The organism is Massilia sp. CCM 8734 (assembly GCF_011682155.1).
In the GTDB taxonomy this organism is placed as follows: Bacteria; Pseudomonadota; Gammaproteobacteria; order Burkholderiales; family Burkholderiaceae_D; genus Telluria_A; species Telluria_A rubra.
Genome location: NZ_WHJI01000025.1, coordinates 25,649 through 44,614 on the forward strand (window position 1 = coordinate 25,649; position 18,966 = coordinate 44,614).

15 protein-coding genes are annotated in these 18,966 nt (G+C 63.9%); 8 read left to right on the forward strand and 7 right to left on the reverse strand.

The genetic code is table 11. The features are described 5' to 3' along the window. Positions 1-120 precede the first annotated feature (120 nt). From F2P46_RS21600 to F2P46_RS21625, 6 genes are all read right to left on the reverse strand, one after another. A complete protein-coding gene (locus F2P46_RS21600) occupies positions 121-2,412 on the reverse strand; it encodes a catecholate siderophore receptor Fiu (RefSeq protein WP_166894126.1) in 2,292 nt (763 codons plus the stop codon). A gap of 163 nt (positions 2,413-2,575) precedes the next feature. Next, the gene (locus F2P46_RS21605) at positions 2,576-3,919 is read right to left on the reverse strand and encodes a sulfite reductase subunit alpha (protein ID WP_166894015.1); all 1,344 of its coding nucleotides are present in this window, start codon (positions 3,917-3,919) and stop codon (positions 2,576-2,578) included. After that, on the reverse strand, positions 3,916-4,926 hold the full coding sequence (locus tag F2P46_RS21610) for an FAD:protein FMN transferase (RefSeq protein ID WP_166894017.1): 1,011 nt from the start codon (positions 4,924-4,926) through the stop codon (positions 3,916-3,918). The genes F2P46_RS21605 and F2P46_RS21610 overlap by 4 nt, the downstream gene beginning before the upstream one ends. A 10-nt stretch (positions 4,927-4,936) precedes the next feature. Beyond that, on the reverse strand, positions 4,937-5,770 hold the full coding sequence (locus F2P46_RS21615) for a DUF4198 domain-containing protein (RefSeq protein WP_229509390.1): 834 nt from the start codon (positions 5,768-5,770) through the stop codon (positions 4,937-4,939). Positions 5,771-5,779: 9 nt separating this feature from the next. Further along, positions 5,780-6,295: a DUF2271 domain-containing protein gene (locus F2P46_RS21620; RefSeq protein ID WP_166894019.1), complete on the reverse strand. Its 516-nt coding sequence runs from the start codon at positions 6,293-6,295 to the stop codon at positions 5,780-5,782. Positions 6,296-6,329: 34 nt separating this feature from the next. Continuing rightward, a complete protein-coding gene (locus F2P46_RS21625; protein ID WP_166894021.1) occupies positions 6,330-6,968 on the reverse strand; it encodes a PepSY-associated TM helix domain-containing protein in 639 nt (212 codons plus the stop codon). A 421-nt stretch (positions 6,969-7,389) separates the two neighbouring features. On the opposite strand from F2P46_RS21625, the gene F2P46_RS21630 reads away from it, so the two are divergent. From F2P46_RS21630 to F2P46_RS21655, 6 genes are all read left to right on the forward strand, one after another. Further along, a complete protein-coding gene (locus F2P46_RS21630) occupies positions 7,390-10,245 on the forward strand; it encodes a 2-oxoglutarate dehydrogenase E1 component (protein ID WP_166894023.1) in 2,856 nt (951 codons plus the stop codon). Between the two features lie 68 nt (positions 10,246-10,313). Beyond that, positions 10,314-11,585: a 2-oxoglutarate dehydrogenase complex dihydrolipoyllysine-residue succinyltransferase gene (gene odhB / locus F2P46_RS21635; protein ID WP_166894025.1), complete on the forward strand. Its 1,272-nt coding sequence runs from the start codon at positions 10,314-10,316 to the stop codon at positions 11,583-11,585. A gap of 68 nt (positions 11,586-11,653) precedes the next feature. Continuing rightward, positions 11,654-11,989, forward strand: coding sequence for a PspC domain-containing protein (locus F2P46_RS21640; protein ID WP_166881087.1), 336 nt, complete (start codon positions 11,654-11,656; stop codon positions 11,987-11,989). 16 nt (positions 11,990-12,005) lie between these two features. After that, positions 12,006-13,439 (forward strand): dihydrolipoyl dehydrogenase, encoded by a 1,434-nt coding sequence (gene lpdA, locus F2P46_RS21645; protein WP_166894026.1) that lies wholly within the window; start codon positions 12,006-12,008, stop codon positions 13,437-13,439. Between the two features lie 68 nt (positions 13,440-13,507). Then, entirely contained in the window at positions 13,508-14,605 is a 1,098-nt protein-coding gene (zapE, locus tag F2P46_RS21650; protein WP_166894028.1) for a cell division protein ZapE, read from the forward strand. A gap of 44 nt (positions 14,606-14,649) precedes the next feature. Next, positions 14,650-15,351 carry a hypothetical protein gene (locus F2P46_RS21655; RefSeq protein WP_166894031.1) on the forward strand — a complete coding sequence of 234 codons (702 nt, stop codon included), beginning with the start codon at positions 14,650-14,652 and terminating at the stop codon, positions 15,349-15,351. 270 nt (positions 15,352-15,621) lie between these two features. Here the strand turns inward: F2P46_RS21655 and F2P46_RS21660 are convergent, their stop codons facing one another. After that, complete coding sequence (locus tag F2P46_RS21660; RefSeq protein WP_166894033.1) at positions 15,622-16,428, reverse strand: serine/threonine-protein phosphatase; 807 nt, start codon at positions 16,426-16,428, stop codon at positions 15,622-15,624. A gap of 221 nt (positions 16,429-16,649) precedes the next feature. Here F2P46_RS21660 and F2P46_RS21665 point away from each other — a divergent pair, with 221 nt between their 5' ends. Further along, positions 16,650-16,850, forward strand: a complete 201-nt coding sequence (locus F2P46_RS21665) for a YdcH family protein (protein WP_166881122.1) — start codon at positions 16,650-16,652, stop codon at positions 16,848-16,850. 43 nt (positions 16,851-16,893) lie between these two features. Next, on the forward strand, positions 16,894-18,966 hold the full coding sequence (locus tag F2P46_RS21670) for an ATP-dependent DNA helicase (protein WP_166894130.1): 2,073 nt from the start codon (positions 16,894-16,896) through the stop codon (positions 18,964-18,966).

The window sequence follows — 18,966 nt, forward strand, 5'->3', positions numbered from 1 at the left end:
TGAATGTAATGCGCCGTCGTTCCCGCGCAGGCGGGAACCCAATTCTGTCGAGCCGCCCATGGCTTTGGTTCGAACTTGGGTTCCCGCCTGCGCGGGAACGACGGGTCAAAAGCGATCGACTTAGAAGCGGAAGTTCGCGGTCAGGCTGGCCGAGCGTGGCGCGCCCGGCGTGTAGCGATAACCGCTCTTGTTAATCTGCGCAATGTATTCCTTGTCCGCCAGATTGTACAAGTTCAGCTGTACATCGACGTTCTTGCTCACGCTGTACGACGCCATCGCGTCGACCACCCAGTACGCATCGGCAAACGCCGGCGTGCCCACCGCGCCATCGGTGCCGCGCAGCAGCTTGCCGACATAGCGTGCGCCGCCGCCCACTTTCAGGCCCATCGGCAGGGTGTACGAGGTCCACGAGGTGAACGCATCCTTCGGCGTGTAGTTCAGGTTGTTGATCCCGCTGGCGGTGACGACCTTGCCATTGTTCACTTTCGTATCCATGCGGGCATACCCGGCACTGACCAGCCAGTTGCGCGCCACCTCACCCGTCACGCCCAGCTCGATCCCTTTGACCTGCTTGCGCCCGGTCTGGTAGTACAGCAAGTCCACCGGGTCCTGCTCCAGCTCGTTCTTGACGGTGGTCTTGTACACAGCCGCCGTCAGCGACAGCTTTTGCTTGAGGAAATCCCACTTGGTGCCGATTTCGGTGGTGGTCGATTGCTGCGGATCATATTTCGGGTTTGAGGCGCTGTTGGCGGACGTCGACAGCGAGAAATTGGTGCCCGGCGGCTGCTTGGACGTGGCGACCAGGGCGTACACGCTGCTGTCCTTGGTCGGCTTGTACAGGGCCGACACCTTGCCGTTGCCGACCGTGTCGCTCAGCTTCAGCTTGGTCGGCACCAGGGTACCCACCGGCAAGGTCGGATTGGCGGTCGCGGTCGACAGGCTGGTGGCGTTGTAGTTCACGTTGAAGTGGTCCATGCGGCCACCCACGTTGAAAATCCACTTCTCGCCCAGTTTGATCGTATCGAACAGGTACACGCTCTGGGTATCAACCTTGGCATTGGTGCCCACGCCGTTGCGCACCAGGTTCAGGCCGGCGATCGGCGAGGTCGGGTTCGGCGCGTACAGCGAGTCGACCGCCATCGTGCCGGCGCCCGTGTAGCTGTAATTGGTTTGCTCTTCGCTGGTCAGTTCCAGGCCGCCCACGAAAGTATGCTTCAGGCCGCCCAGGTCCAGGTTCACCGTGGCCACGCTCTGGTTGGTCAAAATGGTGTTGGACTGGTCCTTGACGGTGCGGTTGCCGCGCGTGATGGTCCAGGTCGACGGGTCGTTGACGTTCGGCGTTTTCAGGTTGGCGCTGTTGCCCATGAAGGCGGTCAACAGGTAATCCTGCGAGGTCTTGCCGTAGCGGGTGGTGTTTTGCAGCTTGACGGTCGGCGAAAAATCATGCTCGACCTTGACGGTGAACATGTCGGCCTTGACCTTGTCGTAGTCGCTGGCCGAACCGTAGAAATTCTCCGGGTTGACCGGCGCCGCCGTGCTCAGGAAGGTGCGCGCATCCGGGCTCTTGTAGCCGGGCAGGCCGATGGTCGGCACGCCGCCGCTCGGCACATTGTCCTGGTCCACGTGCAGGTAGTTCAGGTAAACACGGGTCGGGCTGTTCAGGCCGAAGGCGAGCGACGGCGCCAGCGCCCAGCGCTTGTTGTTGACCACATCGCGCCCCGGCGTGCCGCTGTCCTGCGCCAGCGCGTTGAGGCGAAAGGCGACGCCTTTTTCGGCGCTCATGACGCTCGCGTAGTCGAGCGTGGCGCGCTTTTGCTTGCCGCTGCCGGCCACCACCGTGCCGGTCGTGCCGGACTCCATCACCGCCTGCTTGGTCACCATGTTGACCGAGCCGGTCGGCGACGAGCGCCCGGTGTCGGTGCCGGCCGGGCCTTTGAGCACGTCGAGCTGTTCGACGTTGAAGACGTCGCGCGAAACCGAGCCGATGTCGCGCACGCCATCGACAAAAATGCTGGTCGACGAATCGAAGCCGCGCATGTAGATGGTGTCGCCAGTGGTCGTGTTGCCGTTCTCGCCGAGGAAGAAGGTGCCCACGCCGGGCGTGTTGCGCAGGGCCTCGGTCAGGGTCACCGCGCCTTGCTGCATGATCAGTTCTTTCTTGATGACGGTCACCGTTTGCGCGGTGTTGAGCAGGATTTCGGTGTATTTGGGCGAGGCGGCGCGTTCGGCCTTGAAGTCGTTGCCGGCTTCCTCGCCGGTTTTGCTGATGACCTGGACTTCCGGCAAGGTTTTGGCCTGCGGCGCGTCGGCGGCGGCATGCGCGGCCACCGGGACCAGCAGCGCGGCAAGCGCGGCGCTCATGTGTTGATTGAAACGGGATTGCGCGTGCTTGCGGCTTTTGATCGGGGCCATCTGTTTCTCTTCTTCGACGTGGGGTGGGTCGGACATACATTGCCAACAACCTAGTCATTGTAGGAGAAATGGTAAACCATGTAAATGAGAATCGTTATCAATACAATTCTCATTCGTATTTGGTAAAACGGGCAAGATTATGCTTTATGCATATTTTTTGATATCAATACACGTCGCGCCGGTAGCGGCCGCTCTCGTCGAGCATGGCGAGGGTGTCTCCGCCAAGCACGCTTTCCAGGGTTTCATGCACGGCGCCGGCCATGCCGTGCAGGCTGCCGCAGACATAAATCGCCGCGCCCTCGGCCACCCAAGTGCGCAGCTGCGCGGACTGCGCCGCCAGCGCGTGCTGCACATAGCGTTCGGCGGCGCCGTCGCGCGAAAACAACAGGCTGAGCGTGTCGATCATGCCGGCCTTGCGCCATGCCGCGATGTCGCCGGCGCAGAAGTGGTCGTGCGCTGCATTGCGCTCGCCGAATACCAGCCAGTTGCGCGCCTGGCCCGCGTCGGCGCGGCTTTTCAGGTGCGCGCGCAGGCCGGCGATGCCGGTGCCGTTGCCGATCAAAATCAAGGGCCTGCCGGCGTTCCCGCCAATCCGGAAGCGGCTGTGCTGGCGCACGCGCAGCAGCACCGGCGCGCTTTCCTGCGCCTCGCGGCACAGCCAGCCCGATGCCAGTCCGACGCTGCCATCGTCGCGCGTGTGCAGGCGCACCAGCAGCGACAGGCGGCCTTCGGACATGGTCGAGGCAATCGAATACTCGCGCGGATAATCCGGGTCGCCCGGCGCGCTCACTTGCACCAGGTCGCCCGCTTCCCACGCCGGCAGTTCGCCCTCGGCCGGCAGCAGGTCGATGCGGTACACCGGCGCGCCGGCGCTGCCGGGATTGAGCAGGCGGCGCGCCGCGATGTGCCAGTGGCCATAGCCTGGCGCGCTCCAGTCGGGGGCGTCGCTGGTGCCGGCCAAGTGGCTCAGGTGATGCTGCCAGGCCTCGATGGCGGCACTGCGGCCACGGTCCACCTCGACCCGCGCGAACAGCGCCTGGGCGCCGCGCGCTTGCAGGGCGGCGTCCAGGCGCCGCCCGAAGCCGCAGTAATTGGCGTAACTGCTGTCTCCCAGCGCCAGCAGCGCGTAATGCAGCTGGCCCAGTGCCATTTCCGGCTGGTCGAGCAGGCGCGCCAGGCGCGCCGCGCTGTCGGGCGCATCGCCCTCGCCGTAGGTACTGGCGATGAACAGGATGCGCGCCGCGCCGCGCAAGGTGGCTTCGTCAAGTTGCTCGACGCTGAGCGCGCGCGCCGACAGGCCGCCGGTGCGCAGGGTCGCCACGGTATGCTCGGCCAGCGCTTCGCCGGTGCCGGTCTGGCTGGCGTAGGCCACCAGCCAGTCGGCATGCGCGCCGCCGCTGTCCTGGTGCACTGCGCGGCGCGCACGCAGCAGGGCCAGGCACATGAGCGCGTAGGCCGCCATGGCGGCGGCCGCGCCACCCCAGCGGACCGGATCGACAGTCATCATTGCAGTAATTCCTGGTAGGCGCTGGAGACGACTTCACGCAGGCCGCCGTCATGGCGCAGCAAAAAGCGCGCGGCCAGCTTGCGGCGCTCGGCCAGCGCCAGTCCCTCCTCGGGACCCATCACCGACAGCGCCGTCGAGAGGGCGTCGGCCGCCATGCATTCGGCATGCAGCACGGTGACCGACGCCACGTCGTTGCGGATCGGCGCGCCGGTGCGCGGATCGAGCGTGTGCGAAGCGCGCCGGCCGCCGTGTTCGAAGTAGCGCCGGTAGTCGCCCGAGGTGGCGATCGCCAGTCCGTGCAGCGCCACCATGGTCGGCCCGGCGCCCTCGCCGGCGCCGGGCACGCCTTCGAGCGCGACCCACCACGGCTGGCCATCGGCCTTGGTGCCGGCGCCGCGCAGCTCGCCGCCGATTTCCACCAGATAGTGAAACAGCCCGTGCGCCTCAAGGCAGCGCGCCAGCAGGTCCACCGCGTAGCCCTTGGCCACCGACGACAGGTCGATCTGCACGCCGCCCGCTTGCAGCGCGCGCCGGCTGGCGCGGTCCAGTTGCAGGCGCTGGCGGTCGGCGCGCGCCACGATGGCTTGGGTAGCCGCCGGCAGCGGTGCGTAGAAATTGGCTTCGTTGTAGCGCTGGCGCGCGCCGAAACCCCAGGCGTTGACCAGGGCGCCGGCGCACGGGTCGTAGGCGCCGCCGCTGTCCTCTGCCACCTCGAGCGCGTAACTGAGCACCGTGAAAAATGCATCCGGCAGGCGGTGCCAGTTGCCGGCCGGGGCGCTGTTGAAACGGCTCAGGTTCGAGTCGCGTTCCCAGTGGCTCATTTGCGCCACCACCAGGTCGAGCTGGCGCTGCAAGGCTTCCAGCATGGCTGGCCTTGTGTCGGGCGGGGCCATCACCCGCGCCGACCAGGTGGTGCCCATGGTGGCGCCGCCCAGCTCATGGAGCATGCTGGTGCGCGGCGGCAGGGCCGGCGCGATGGCCAGCGGAACGAGAACGCGGCGTCGCATTGACTCTGGCTTACTCGGGCAGTACTTCGAGCGTGGCGGCGTAGCTGTAGCGACGCGTCACGGCCGGGGCGTCGGCGGCCGCCGGGCCTTTCGGCTGGGCTGCCGGAAAGCCGGCGTTGAGCCAGTACATGCCGGGCGCCGGCAAGGTCACCGCCACCTCGCCTTTAGCGTCGGTCTCCAGGCGCACTTCACCGAGCACGCCGCGATAGCGCACGCCGCCCGGAATCAGGCTGAAGGCGAACTTCGGCAGCGGCTTGCCATCGAGCTGGAAGCGCCACCTGGCCGTTTCGCCGGCGCGCAGGTCGGTCGGATTTGTCAGCGCGATCATCTCCAGCCCCACGCCGCTCGGTTTCAAGGCGCCGTCGCTGGTCTTGTTGGCGCTGACAAAAGTCTCGAGGCGCTGGTGGGCGTAGGTGGTTTTCAGTTCGGGCGCATCGGCCGGGACTTCCTTGGCGAAGGCCTCTTCGCTGCCACGGAAACGCTTGGTCTCGCCAGCCTTGTCCTTGTAGCTGGCTAACACGCTGCGGTTGACGATGCTGATCTTGTAGGTGCCGTTCTTGGCCATCTTCAGGTCGAAGGTGCTGCGCTGCTTGCCCATGTGGCCGGCCGGCGCCGGCGTGACCACGCCATCCGGATCGGTGACGGTGGCCGCGTCGAGCTTGAGGGCGACGTGGTCGACATCGAACAGGCCTTCCGAAATGGCGCCGTCGATGGTCACCCACGGCTCTTTTGACTCGACCATGGTCGACTGCGGATACAGCCAGCCACGGTGGGCGGAGGCGCTCAGGGAGACGGCGGCCAGGGTCAGCGCGAGCAGGGTCTTTTTCATCATGGTGTTGGTCATTGTCTTCACTTAAGGGGTGATCTGGAGGGAAACCGCGCCGAGTTCTTCCTTGCCGCGCGCGCTGAAGGTTTGCTTGCCCTTGAGCGGCAAGGTGAAGGGAACGCGCACCAGTTCGCGCCCGCCCGATTCGCGCGCCGCTTCGATCACCAGCTTGTAGTCGCCGGCCGGCAGCTTGTCGATGCCTGTCCTGGCCGGGCCGAAGCTGATGGTCTGCTCGCCGGCCGAGCGCGTGGCGCCGCTCACGCCGTCCATCGGCAATTCCACATCGCGCCCGGCCTTGCGCCACCAGGTGCGCAGGTCCTTGACCCACTTGGTGCCGGCGTTGTCTTTCTTCTTGACGTCGTACAGCACCGACAGGTTGGCCGCCACGCTCTGGTCGGCGCGCTCGAGCCACATGGCCACGTACGGGCGGTGGTATTCGGCCACGTTCAGTTGCGGGATCTCGAACTTGACGGCGAGATCGGCGCCGACGGCCCAGCTGCTCAGCATGGGGAGGGTAAGGGCAAGCGTGTGCTGTAGTTTCATGGGTGGCAGACGTAGTGGGTAGTTGGTAAGTGGATTAGTGGGTAAACAAAAGGGCCAGCAAGAGCGGCAGCAGGATGCCGGCGCCGATCACCGGCCAGGTGGACGGGCGGTTGGCGGCATGCAGTTTCATGATCAAAAAACCGGTCAGCGAAAACACCACGCAGGCCAGCGCGAAAATATCGATGAACCAGCCCCACACCGGACCGGCGTTGCGGCCCTTGTGCAGGTCGTTGAGCCAGGAAACCATGCCGCGATCGGTTTTTTCGAATTCGGCGGCGCCATCGACGGCGATGCGCAGCCAGGCGTCGCCGCCTGGTCGCGGCAGGGCCACATACGCGTCTTCCTCGGTCCATTCGGCGTCATTGGCGCCGAGGTCCAGGCCGAACTCGCGCTCGGCCCAACCGGCCACGCGCGGGGGCAGGGGGGCACGGGCGTCGGCGTGCCGGCTGGCCGCTTGCTCCAGGTCGCGCCGCAGCGGCGCCGGCAGGGTCGCCTTGCGCTTGCTGATGGCCGGCTTGGCTTCGATCTGGGTGGCGTGGTTGAGCGTGATGCCGGTGATGCTGAATAACAGCATGCCCATCAGGCACAAGGCCGAGCTGATCCAGTGCCAGCGGTGCAGGTTCTTGAGCCAGGCGGCGCGGCTGGCGCTGGGGAGCGTGGCGGGGGTGGACATCGGGTGCTTCCGTCAACTAAACGCAAATGATAACTATTATCATTTGCGGGGTCAATGACCACAATGGACATTTACAATACGCAACAATCGCTTGTTTTCAATCATATCGGACCGATATAGTCCCTGAGCTGGCGCAAGAAAGCGCGCGCTTAACGATCCATAAACTTGTGCAATGTCACTAATTTGCGACATTGCGGTGGTTTTGTTATCGCCCAAGACAAAAAGATGATTGGCAACTTTTTTCGCAAGGTGGAATGTTAGGCTACAATACGCGTGCTATTCTTCCGACGTCGTAAGAATGCTGCGAGCTTTACAAGTCCTTCCCCACAACTTGATGTGCAATCCGCTAACCGGTCAGGCCGTGTCGCGGAAGGTTAGATTAACCCGCCAAACTCGCGAAGCGCGAAGAAAGGTGAGCAAGATGATGCAAGACCAAACCGCGAACTCCTATTTGTTCGGTGGTAACGCGCCGTACGTTGAAGAGCTGTACGAGGCTTATCTCGACAACCCAGGCTCGGTGCCAGACAACTGGCGCGCCTATTTCGACTCCATGCAGAACGTCCCTGCGGTCGACGGCTCCAACAAACCCGACGTAGCCCACGCTTCCGTCATCGCCTCGTTCGCCGAGCGCGCCAAGGCAGGCCCGATCCGTGTCGTGACCGCGTCCACCGACGCCGAAATGGGGCGCAAGCGCGTCGCCGTCACCCAGCTGATCGCCGCTTACCGCTATCTCGGCTCGCAGTGGGCCAACCTGGACCCGCTGCAGCGCCAGGAACGCCCGACGATTCCGGAACTCGAGCCAAGCTTCTACGGTTTCACCGATGCCGACATGGACATCGTCTTCAACATCAGCAATACCTACTTCGGCCCTGAGACCGCATCCCTGCGCGACCTGCTGAACTTCCTGCGCGATACCTACTGCCGTTCGATCGGCGCCGAATTCATGTATATCGGCGATCCGGCGGAAAAACGCTGGCTGCAGGAGAAACTCGAAGCGATCCGCTCGACCCCGAACTTCACGGCCGAGAAAAAAGCCCACATCCTCGAACGCCTCACCGCCGCCGAAGGCCTGGAGCGCTACCTGCACACCAAGTACGTCGGCGCCAAGCGCTTCTCGCTGGAAGGCTCCGAGTCCTTCATCGCCTCGATCGACGAAACCATCCAGCGCGCCGGTGAAAAAGGCGTGCAGGAGATCGTCATCGGCATGGCCCACCGCGGCCGCCTGAACGTCCTGGTCAATACCCTGGGCAAGTCGCCGCAGGAACTGTTCGAAGAATTCGAAGGCAAGCACGGCGACGACCTGCCGTCGGGCGACGTCAAGTACCACCAGGGTTTTTCGAGCGATATCTCGACCGCCGGCGGTCCTGTCCACCTGTCGCTGGCCTTTAACCCGTCGCACCTGGAGATCGTCAACCCGGTCGTCGAAGGCTCGGTCAAGGCGCGCATGGAGCGTCGCGGCGACAAGGATGGCGCGCAAGTGCTGCCGATCCTGGTCCACGGCGACGCCGCGTTCGCCGGCCAGGGCGTGGTCATGGAAACGCTGAACCTTGCGCAAACCCGCGGCTACGGCACGGGCGGCACGGTGCACATCGTGATCAACAACCAGATCGGTTTCACCACGTCCGACCCGCGCGATGCGCGTTCGACCCTGTACTGCTCGGACGTGGTCAAGATGATCGAAGCGCCGGTCCTGCACGTGAACGGCGACGACCCTGAAGCGGTCGTGCTGGCGACGCAAATCGCGCTCGACTACCGCGTCCAGTTCAAGAAAGACGTCGTTGTCGACATCATCTGCTACCGTAAGCTCGGTCACAACGAACAAGACACCCCGGCGCTGACCCAGCCGCTGATGTACAAGAAAATCGGCCAGCATCCGGGCACCCGCAAGCTGTACGCGGACAAGCTGATCGCCCAGGGCACCCTGGCGGCCGACGGCGGCGACAAAATGGTCTCCGCTTACCGCGACGCCATGGACGCCGGCAAGCACACGATCGATCCGGTCATCTCGAACTTCAAGAACAAGTACGCAGTCGACTGGCTGCCGTTCCTGAACCGTAAATGGACCGACAGCGCCGACACCGCCGTGCCGATGACGGAACTCAAACGCCTGGCGACCCGCATCACCACCCTGCCAGAAAACTTCAAGGTCCACTCGCTGGTCGAAAAAGTGCTGGCCGACCGCGCCTCCATGGGCCGTGGCGAACTGAACCTGGACTGGGGCATGGGCGAGCATCTCGCGTACGCTTCGCTGGTTTCGTCCGGCTACGCCATCCGCCTGTCGGGCCAGGATGCCGGGCGCGGTACCTTTACCCACCGTCACGCCGTGCTGCACGACCAGAACCGCGAGCGTTGGGATGCGGGCACCTATGTCCCACTGTGCAATGTGTCGGAAGGCCAGGCGCCGTTCGTCGTCATCGACTCGGTGCTGTCGGAAGAAGCCGTTCTCGCCTTCGAATACGGTTACTCGACCGCAGAACCGAACACCCTGACCATCTGGGAAGCCCAGTTCGGCGACTTCGCCAACGGCGCCCAGGTCGTGATCGACCAGTTTATCGCCTCGGGTGAAGTCAAATGGGGCCGCGCGTCGGGCCTGGTGATGATGCTGCCGCACGGTTACGAAGGCCAGGGTCCGGAGCACTCGTCGGCGCGTCCTGAACGCTTCCTGCAACTGTGCGCGGACAACAATATGCAAGTCGTGCAGCCAACCACCGGCTCGCAGATTTTCCACCTGCTGCGTCGCCAGATGGTGCGCCAGTTCCGCAAACCGCTGGTCATCCTGACGCCGAAGTCGCTGCTGCGTAACAAGGACGCCAGCTCGCCGCTGACCGAATTGGCCAAGGGCGTCTTCCACACCGTGATCGGTGAAGTCGACGAGAAAATCGACGCCAAGAAGGTCAAGCGCGTGATCGCCTGCTCGGGCAAGGTCTACTACGACCTGGTCAACAGCCGCAAAACGCGCAACCAGCTCGATACCGCCATCATCCGTGTCGAACAGTTGTATCCGTTCCCGCACAAGTCGTTCGCGGCCGAACTCAAAAAGTTCCCGAACGCGACCGAAGTGGTGTGGACCCAGGATGAGCCGCAGAATCAGGGACCATGGTTCCAGATCCAGCACAACATTTTCGAAAGCCTCGAATCGGGCCAGCGCCTTGCGTACGCAGGTCGTCCGGCTTCGGCGTCGCCTGCCGTCGGTTATGGCGACAAGCACAATGCGCAGCAGAAGGAATTGCTGGAAACGGCATTCTCGAAGCTCAAGGGTTTCATCCTGACCAAATAACCACCACGCCCCGCCGCTTCGATCACCCCCCGGCGGGGCGCTGCTAAAAACAATACACGGAGTTTTACATGGCACAAATTGAAGTCAAAGTCCCAGTTCTGTCGGAATCGGTAGCGGAAGCGACCCTGCTGTCGTGGCACAAAAAAGTCGGCGAGCCAGTCGCGCGCGACGAAAACATGATCGATATCGAGACCGACAAGGTCGTCCTCGAGCTGCCTGCGCCGAACGCCGGCATCATCACCCAGATTCTCAAGGCCGACGGCGCGACCGTCGTCGCCGGCGAAATCATCGCCATCATCGACACCGAAGCGCCGGCCCAGGTAAGCCCGCTGCAAATCTCCAGCGCGCCGGTGCAGCTTGCCCAAGCCGCCGCCGATCCGGTGGCCGCTGCGATCAGCGCAATCGCGTCGAAATCGAACGTGGCCATGCCGGCCGCCGCCAAGCTGCTGGCCGATAACAAGCTGACCACCTCCGACGTTGCCGGCAGCGGCCGCGATGGCCGTGTCACCAAGGGCGACGTCCTTGGCGCGGTAGCTGGCGGCGTCAAGCCCGCTGCGCCAGCGCCGCTGGCCGCGCCAAGCGTGCCGCTCAAGGCCCCGCTGCAGCAGATCGCAGCGCCTGCCGCCGCCAACCTGGGCGAGCGTCCGGAAGAGCGCGTGCCGATGAGCCGCCTGCGCGCCCGTATCGCCGAGCGCCTGGTGATGTCGCAGTCGACCAACGCCATCCTGACCACGTTCAATGAAGTGAACATGCAGCCGGTGATCGACCTGCGCAACAAGTACAAGGACAAGTTCGAGAAAGAGCACGGCGTCAAGCTGGGCTTCATGTCCTTCTTCGTCAAGGCCGCTGTCGCCGCGCTGAAAAAGTACCCGATCATCAATGCCTCGGTCGACGGTAACGACATCGTCTACCACGGCTACTTCGACATCGGCATCGCGGTCGGTTCGCCACGCGGCCTGGTGGTGCCGATCCTGCGCAACGCCGACCAGATGTCGATCGCCGAAATCGAAAAGAAAATCGGTGAATTCGGCCAGAAAGCCAAGGAAGGCAAGCTGACCCTGGACGACCTGACCGGCGGTACCTTCTCGATCTCGAACGGCGGCACCTTCGGTTCGATGCTGTCGACCCCGATCATCAACCCGCCGCAGTCGGCCATCCTGGGCGTGCACGCGACCAAGGACCGCGCCGTCGTCGAAAACGGACTCGTTGTGGTGCGTCCGATGAACTACCTGGCGATGTCGTACGATCACCGCATCATCGACGGCCGCGAAGCCGTCCTGGGTCTGGTCACGATGAAGGAAACGCTGGAAGATCCGGCGCGTTTGCTGCTGGACCTGTAAGCACAAGGTGCATGCTGGCGCGCTGGTGGCAAGCGCGTGCATCGCCATTGTTTTGGATGGGTGGATAATTGAATATCTCCGACGAAATCAAGCGTTTGCACGAACTGCATCAAGCCGGCGCGCTTTCCGACGCCGAATTTTCACAGGCCAAGGCACGCCTGCTGGCCGAGCAAGAGCGGGCCAGCCTTGGCCCCGGTCCCGGCAACGGCGACCTCGCCAGCGAGTTCTCGCGCCTGCGCCGCACCCGCGGCGACCGCTGGATCTCGGGCGTGTGCGGCGGCCTGGCCAGGGTATCGGGCATGGATGCCTGGGTATGGCGGCTGGTGTTTACGGTCTTTACCCTGTACTTCCTGCTTGGCCTGCTGATCTACCTGCTGATGTGGGTATTCGTACCAGAAGAATAAATCAAGGGAATCAATAATGAGTGACGCAAAACAATTCGACGTGGTTGTCATCGGCGCCGGTCCTGGCGGCTACATCGCCGCCATCCGTGCCGCGCAACTGGGTTTCAAGGTGGCCTGTATCGATGAATGGTCCAACGCCAAGGGCGCTCCGGCGCCGGGCGGCACGTGCACCAACGTCGGCTGCATTCCATCGAAGGCGCTGCTGCAATCGTCCGAGCACTTCGAGCACGCCGGCCATGCTTTCGCCGAACACGGCATCGATGTCGCCGGCCTGTCGCTGAACCTGCCGCAAATGTTGAAGCGCAAGGACACCGTCGTCAAACAAAACAACGACGGCATCCTGTTCCTGTTCAAGAAAAACAAGATCGCCTTCTTCCACGGCCGCGGTGCGTTCTCCGGCGCCGCCGAAGGTGGCTACCAGGTCAGCGTCACCGGCGCGGCCGCCGACACGCTCGCGGCCAAGCATGTCATCATCGCCACGGGTTCGAACGCGCGTGAACTGCCGGGCGCGCCGTTCGACGAAAAACTGATTTTGTCGAACACCGGCGCACTGACCATCGACGCCGTGCCGGCCACCCTCGGCGTGATCGGCGCCGGCGTGATCGGCCTGGAAATGGGAAGCGTATGGCGCCGCCTGGGCGCCAAGGTCACCGTGCTGGAAGGCTTGCCTACGTTCCTGGGCGCGGTCGACGAGCAGATCGCCAAGGAAGCGCACAAGCTGTTCACCAAGCAGGGCCTGGCGATCAACCTGGGCGTCAAGATCAGCAAAGTCACCGCCGGCGCGAACAAGGTCACCGTGGACTATGCCAACGCCGCAGGCGAAGCGCAGAGCGCCGTGTTCGACAAGCTGATCATCTCGATCGGGCGCGTGCCGAACACCATCGGCCTGGGCGCGGACAGCGTCGGCCTGAAGCTCGATGAACGCGGCTTCATCGCCGTCGACGACGACTGCAAGACCAACCTGCCGAACGTGTGGGCGGTGGGCGACGTGGTGCGCGGCCCGATGCTGGCGCACAAAGCCGAAGAAGAAGGCGTTGCCGTGGCCGAGCGTATCGCCGGCCAGCATGGCCACACCAACTTCAACACGATTCCGTGGGTGATCTACACCTCGCCCGAAATCGCGTGGGTTGGCCAGACCGAGCAGCAGCTCAAAGCGGCCGGCGTGGCCTACAAGGCGGGCACCTTCCCGTTCATGGCCAACGGCCGTGCGCGCGCGCTGGGCGACACCTCGGGCATGGTCAAGTTTTTGGCCGATGCCACCACCGATGAAATCCTCGGCGTGCACATCGTCGGCCCGATGGCGTCCGAACTGATTTCGGAAGCGGTCGTCGCGATGGAATTCCGCGCATCGGCGGAAGACATTGCCCGCATCTGCCACGCCCACCCATCGCTGTCCGAAGCGACCAAGGAAGCCGCGCTCGCCGTCGACAAGCGTACCTTGAACTTCTAAATAAGTACCCCGCCGGGCGCGCCGAAGCATTGCATCGGCGCGCCCGGCATTCTGTATTGCCTCCCCAAATGAATGTCCAAGAGTTCTACCAGCACGCCTTATCCCAACGCGGCTTTACCTCGGACGAGGCGCAGCAACGCGCGGTCGACCGCCTGCAGCGCGCCTACGAGGAGTGGGTTCAATTTCGCTCGCAGCGCTCCTCCACCTTCAAGCGCCTGATCAACCGCCCGGACGTGCCGCGCGGGGTCTACCTGTGGGGTGGAGTAGGGCGCGGCAAGTCGTTTTTGATGGACAGTTTTTACTCGGTGGTGCCGGTGGTGCGCAAGACGCGCCTGCACTTCCACGAATTCATGCGCGGCGTGCACCGCGAGCTCGATGAGCTCAAGGGCGTGGCTGACCCGCTCGACGAAGTGGCGCGCCGCATCGCCAAGAAATACCGCCTGATCTGCTTCGACGAATTCCATGTCTCGGATATCGCCGACGCCATGATTTTGTATAATTTGCTGACCGCCTTGTTCAACAACGGCGTGTCCTTCATCATGACGTCGAACTACGATCCCGACCTGTTGTATCCGGACGGCCTGCATCGCGACCGCATGTTGCCGACCATCGCCCTGCTCAAGGACAAACTCGACGTCATGAACGTGGACGCCGGCATCGACTACCGCAAGCGCGCGCTCGAGCAGGTCGAGAGCTACTACACGCCCTTGAACGCCGCCTCCGACGCCGCCCTGCGCACGGCCTATGCGCGCATCGCCGAGACGGCCGACGAAGACCCGCGCATCCGCATCGAAGAGCGCGAAATCCGCGCCCTGCGCCACGCCGGCGGCATCATCTGGTTCGATTTTGCGACCCTGTGCGGCGGACCGCGCTCGCAGAACGATTATCTCGAAATCGCCAGCCGCTTCCACACCGTGGTGCTGTCGGGGATTCCGGCCATGTCGGCGGCGCAGTCGTCCGAGGCGCGCCGGTTTACGTGGCTGATCGATGTCTTCTACGACCACAAGGTTAAACTGCTGATGTCGGCCGCCGTGCCGCCGGAAGAGCTGTACACGCAAGGGACGCTGTCGAACGAGTTTCATCGCACCGTCTCGCGTATTATTGAAATGCAGTCGCGCGAATACATGGATGCGGAGCGCCGCGGCGCGGCCGACTCGCTTTCCTGACCCATTTCCTGACCCTTCGCCGACCCGCCCACAGGACACTGAACATGAACAACCGCCTTGCTTTCCCCCTGATCCGGCTTGCCGCGCTGGCGCTGGCCGCCGGCCTGGCCGCCTGCACGCCCGGCCTGCAGCCGACCAGCATGGCGCCCGAGGTGCCGCTGACCACGACCCTGGAACAGGCCGCGCTCAAGCTCGACCAGGTGCGCGCGCAGCGCGCCGCCACCGAAGCGCGCTACGCCAACAGCGAAGTGACTTGCTACGACAAGTTCTTCGTCAACGACTGCCTCGATGAGGCGCGCGAATACCGGCGCGTAACCCTGGCCTACCTGAACGCGGTGGAAGACGAAGCCAAGCATTTCCAGCGCAAGGCCTCGGCCGACGCGCGCGACGCGGCGGTGGCCGAATCGGTGCGCGTGGCAGAAGCGGAAGAAGCGCGCCTGGCGGCCAATCCGACCCCGGCGCCGGTGGCGGCGCCGCCGAAGGTGAAGGGGCCGTCGACGAAGCCGACCCTGGAAGCGCGCCAGGCGGCGCAAGCGGCCAAGCTGGCGCGCATCGCCGCGCAAGAAAGAGCGGCCGTGCCGGAACGCGCGGCAAACGCCGAAGCGTTCGAGCAGAAGCGCATCGATTCGGAGAAGCGCCAGCGCAAGGTCGAAGAGAAGAAGGCGGCCAGCGCCAGGAAGGCGCAGAAGGCGGCGAAAGACGCCGAGGCGGCGGCCAAGCCGAAGGAAGTGAAGATCTCCAAATAGTTTGATCGTTATCGTTCCAAAGCTAACCTCAGCACCGTCGTTCCCGCGCAGGCGGGAACGACGGGGTAGTGGCCGGGAACGACGAGTTAGAGGACGTAACGGGTATGGCGCGGCACGACAGCTTACACCGCCCGGCGCATCCCTCAGCACCGTCGTTCCCGCGCAGGCGGGAACCCAAGTTTGCTTAGCCGCCGCCTGCGCGGAAACGACGGGGTAGTGGCCGGGAACGACGAGTTAGAGGACGTAACGGGTATGGCGCGGCACGACAGCTTACACCGCCCGGCGCATCCGTTCCACCGTGTAGTTCGGCACTTCCTTGGGCGGCTTGACCAGCTTCACAATGGCCATGGTGCAGTTGCCGCCCTTGCCCTGGGCGCGCTCCACCGCCTTGTTGATCAGCAGTTCCGACGCCTGGCGTGGCGTGTTCTTGCTGGTCACCGCGCCAAGTTCGGCATCCGTAAAGAAGTGCCACAGCCCGTCCGACGCCAGCAGGAAGGTGTCGCCGGCGGCCAGGTTCTCGTGGTGGCCGACCGCGACGAACGGCTCCTTGCGGCTGTTGCCGAGCACATTGAACAGCAGCTTGGAGTGGCGGTGGTTCTTGGCCGCTTCCAGCGGCAGCTTGTCGGTGCCGACCAGGTGCTCGATGTAGGGCACGTCGCTGGTGCGCACCACGCACTCGGCCCGCACGAAGCGGTACAGGCGCGAATCGCCCACGTGCGCCCACACCGCCGTGCCCTTGGGCGTGATGACCAGCCCCACGAAGGTCGCATGCGGCTCGCTCGTGCTGGTCATGGCGGTGAGCTTGAGCACGGCGTGCGTTTCGAGCACGATGTCGCGCAGCAGCGCCTGCAGGCGCTCGATGCTCGGATCGTCGCCCGGCTTGAACAGGTCAAATTGTTGCTTGGCCGTCAGCAGGGCCTGGTCCGACGCCGCCGAACCGCCGGAAACGCCGTCGGCCAGCACCGCCATCATGTAGCCGGGCGCGCGCGCGCCGGTGAACAGGGCGGTGCGATTGGTCTGTTCCGGCCGGTTACCGATGTGTTGCGCGGTACCGGCTTCAATCTTGTATGCGTTCATATGCTTGGGGTAATGTCCTGGCTGCGTTACCATACGGCTCTCGTGGCTGCCGTATTCTATATTGTTGGCTGCAACGACGCCGTAGATTAAACTATGCACTGAGTATGCTGCTTGTTGCAAGCAGTGACTATTTTCTGCGCGACAAAAATTGTTTCAGATTGTATGCGTTTTTTGCTGCAGTTGATGAAATTTTTGAAATGAACTTGTCTGGAATGCCACACATGAACGATGACCAAACTATCCAGCGCCGCCTGATCGAACTCGATGTGGAACATCGCGACCTGGATGCTGTCATAGACATGTTGACCCTGGACGGTCACCACGACCAGTTGCAGCTGCGCCGCCTCAAAAAGCGCAAGTTGCAACTGAAAGACCATATTACCCTGTTGAAAATGCAATTAGTGCCTGATGTTCCGGCCTGATCCGTCTTCGCTTCACTGAAATGCCACCTTGACCGACCCTCTCATTGAGCCCGGCGCGCTACGCGACGCGCCAGGCGACGCGCCTCCTCCTGACGCCCACGGCGAATCCTCCGCGCCGGCGCAGCCGGAAGGCAAACACGATGCCGAAGTCGACCGCCTGTTCAGCGCGGGCGGCCCGCTCGCGCCTTCCGTCGGCAGCTTCAGCCCGCGCCGCTCGCAGACCGAGATGGCCAAGTCGATCGCCCAGGCCATCGCCGACCAGAGCACCCTGATCGCCGAGGCCGGCACCGGCACCGGCAAGACCTTCGCCTACCTGGTCCCGGCGCTGCTGTGGGGCGGCAAGACCATCATCTCGACCGGCACCAAGAACTTGCAGGACCAGTTGTTCCTGCGCGACATCCCGACCGTGCGCGCCGCCCTCAAGGCGCCGGTCTCGGTGGCCTTGCTCAAGGGCCGTTCGAACTACGTCTGCCACTACCATCTGGAACGCACCCTGCAGAACGGGCGCATGACCTCGCGCGACGATGTCGGCAACCTGCGCGAAATTTCGCGCTTCATCAAGATGACCAGTTCGGGCGACAAGGCCGAACTGGCCAAGGTGCCCGAAAACGCGCAGATCTGGAACCTGGTCACCTCGACCCGCGATACCTGCATGGGCGCCGAGTGCCAGTATTACCAGGATTGCTTCGTGATGAAGGCGCGCCGCGAAGCGCAGCAGGCCGATGTGGTGGTGGTCAACCATCACCTGTTCTTCGCCGACGTGGCCTTGAAAGACACAGGCGTGGCCGAACTGCTGCCGTCGGCGAACACCATCATTTTCGACGAAGCGCACCAGTTGCCCGACACGGCAACCTTGTTCTTCGGCCAGACGGTGTCGACCTCGCAGATCCTGGAACTGTGCCGTGACGTGCTGGCCGAGGGCCTGGCGCATGCGCGCGGCGGCCCGGACTGGGCCAAGGTGGTGATGGTGGTCGAAAAGGCCGCGCGCGACCTGCGCCTGACCTTCCCGCAAGACATCATGCGCCTGTCCTTGGCGCAGATCATGCCGTCGTCCGAGTTCTTTCCTGCGCTCAACACGCTCAAGGAAAAACTGGCCGAGATGATCGACGTGCTCGAAGACCAGGCCGCGCGCGCCGAGACCATCGAGCAGGTGAGGGTGCGCGCGGTCGAGCTGGCCGCCGCGATCGATGGCTGGAAGCAGGACGGCATCCGGCGCGACGCGCCGGCCAGTAAAGTGGTCGAAGGCGACCAGGCCGTGCTGTGGGTAGAGGCTTTTTCGTCGTCCCTGCAACTGCACAAGACGCCGCTGTCGATCGCGCCGATCTTCAACAACCAGCGCGAAGGCACGCCGCGCAGCTGGATCTTTACCTCGGCCACCCTGGCGGTCAAGAACGACTTCAAGCATTTCTCGAACCAGATGGGCTTGACGGGCGAGCCGGCCAAGACCTGGCCGAGCCCGTTCAACTATGAACAGCAGGGCTTGCTGTACGTGCCGAACGGCTTGCCGGAACCGAATTCCTTCGGCTACACCGACGCCGTGATCGATAGCGCGCTGCCGGTGATCGAGGCGGCCGGCGGGCGCACCTTTTTCTTGTGCACCACGATCCGCGCGGTCAAGCAGGTGTCCGAACGCTTGCGCGACGAGTTCGCCAAGCGCGGGCTCGACTTTCCGCTGTTCGTCCAGGGCGAGCGCGGCCGCACCGAATTGCTCGACTCTTTCCGCAACGCCGGCAACGGCGTGCTGGTCGGCTCCCAGAGTTTCTGGGAGGGCGTGGACGTGCGCGGCGATGCGCTCTCGCTGGTCATCATCGACAAGCTGCCCTTCGCCCCGCCCGACGACCCGGTGCTGGCCGCGCGCATCGACGTGATGGAAAAGCAGGGCTTGAACGGCTTCATGCACCACACCTTGCCCGAGGCGATCATCAACCTCAAGCAGGGGGCGGGGCGCCTGATCCGCGACGAGACCGACCGCGGCGTGCTGATGATCTGCGATCCGCGCCTGATTTCCAAGTCGTACGGCAAGCGCGTGTGGCAGAGCCTGCCGTCGTTCAAGCGCACCCGCCTGCAAGAAGACGTGATCGCCTTTTTCAAACCACCTCAAGAACCCCAGGACTAA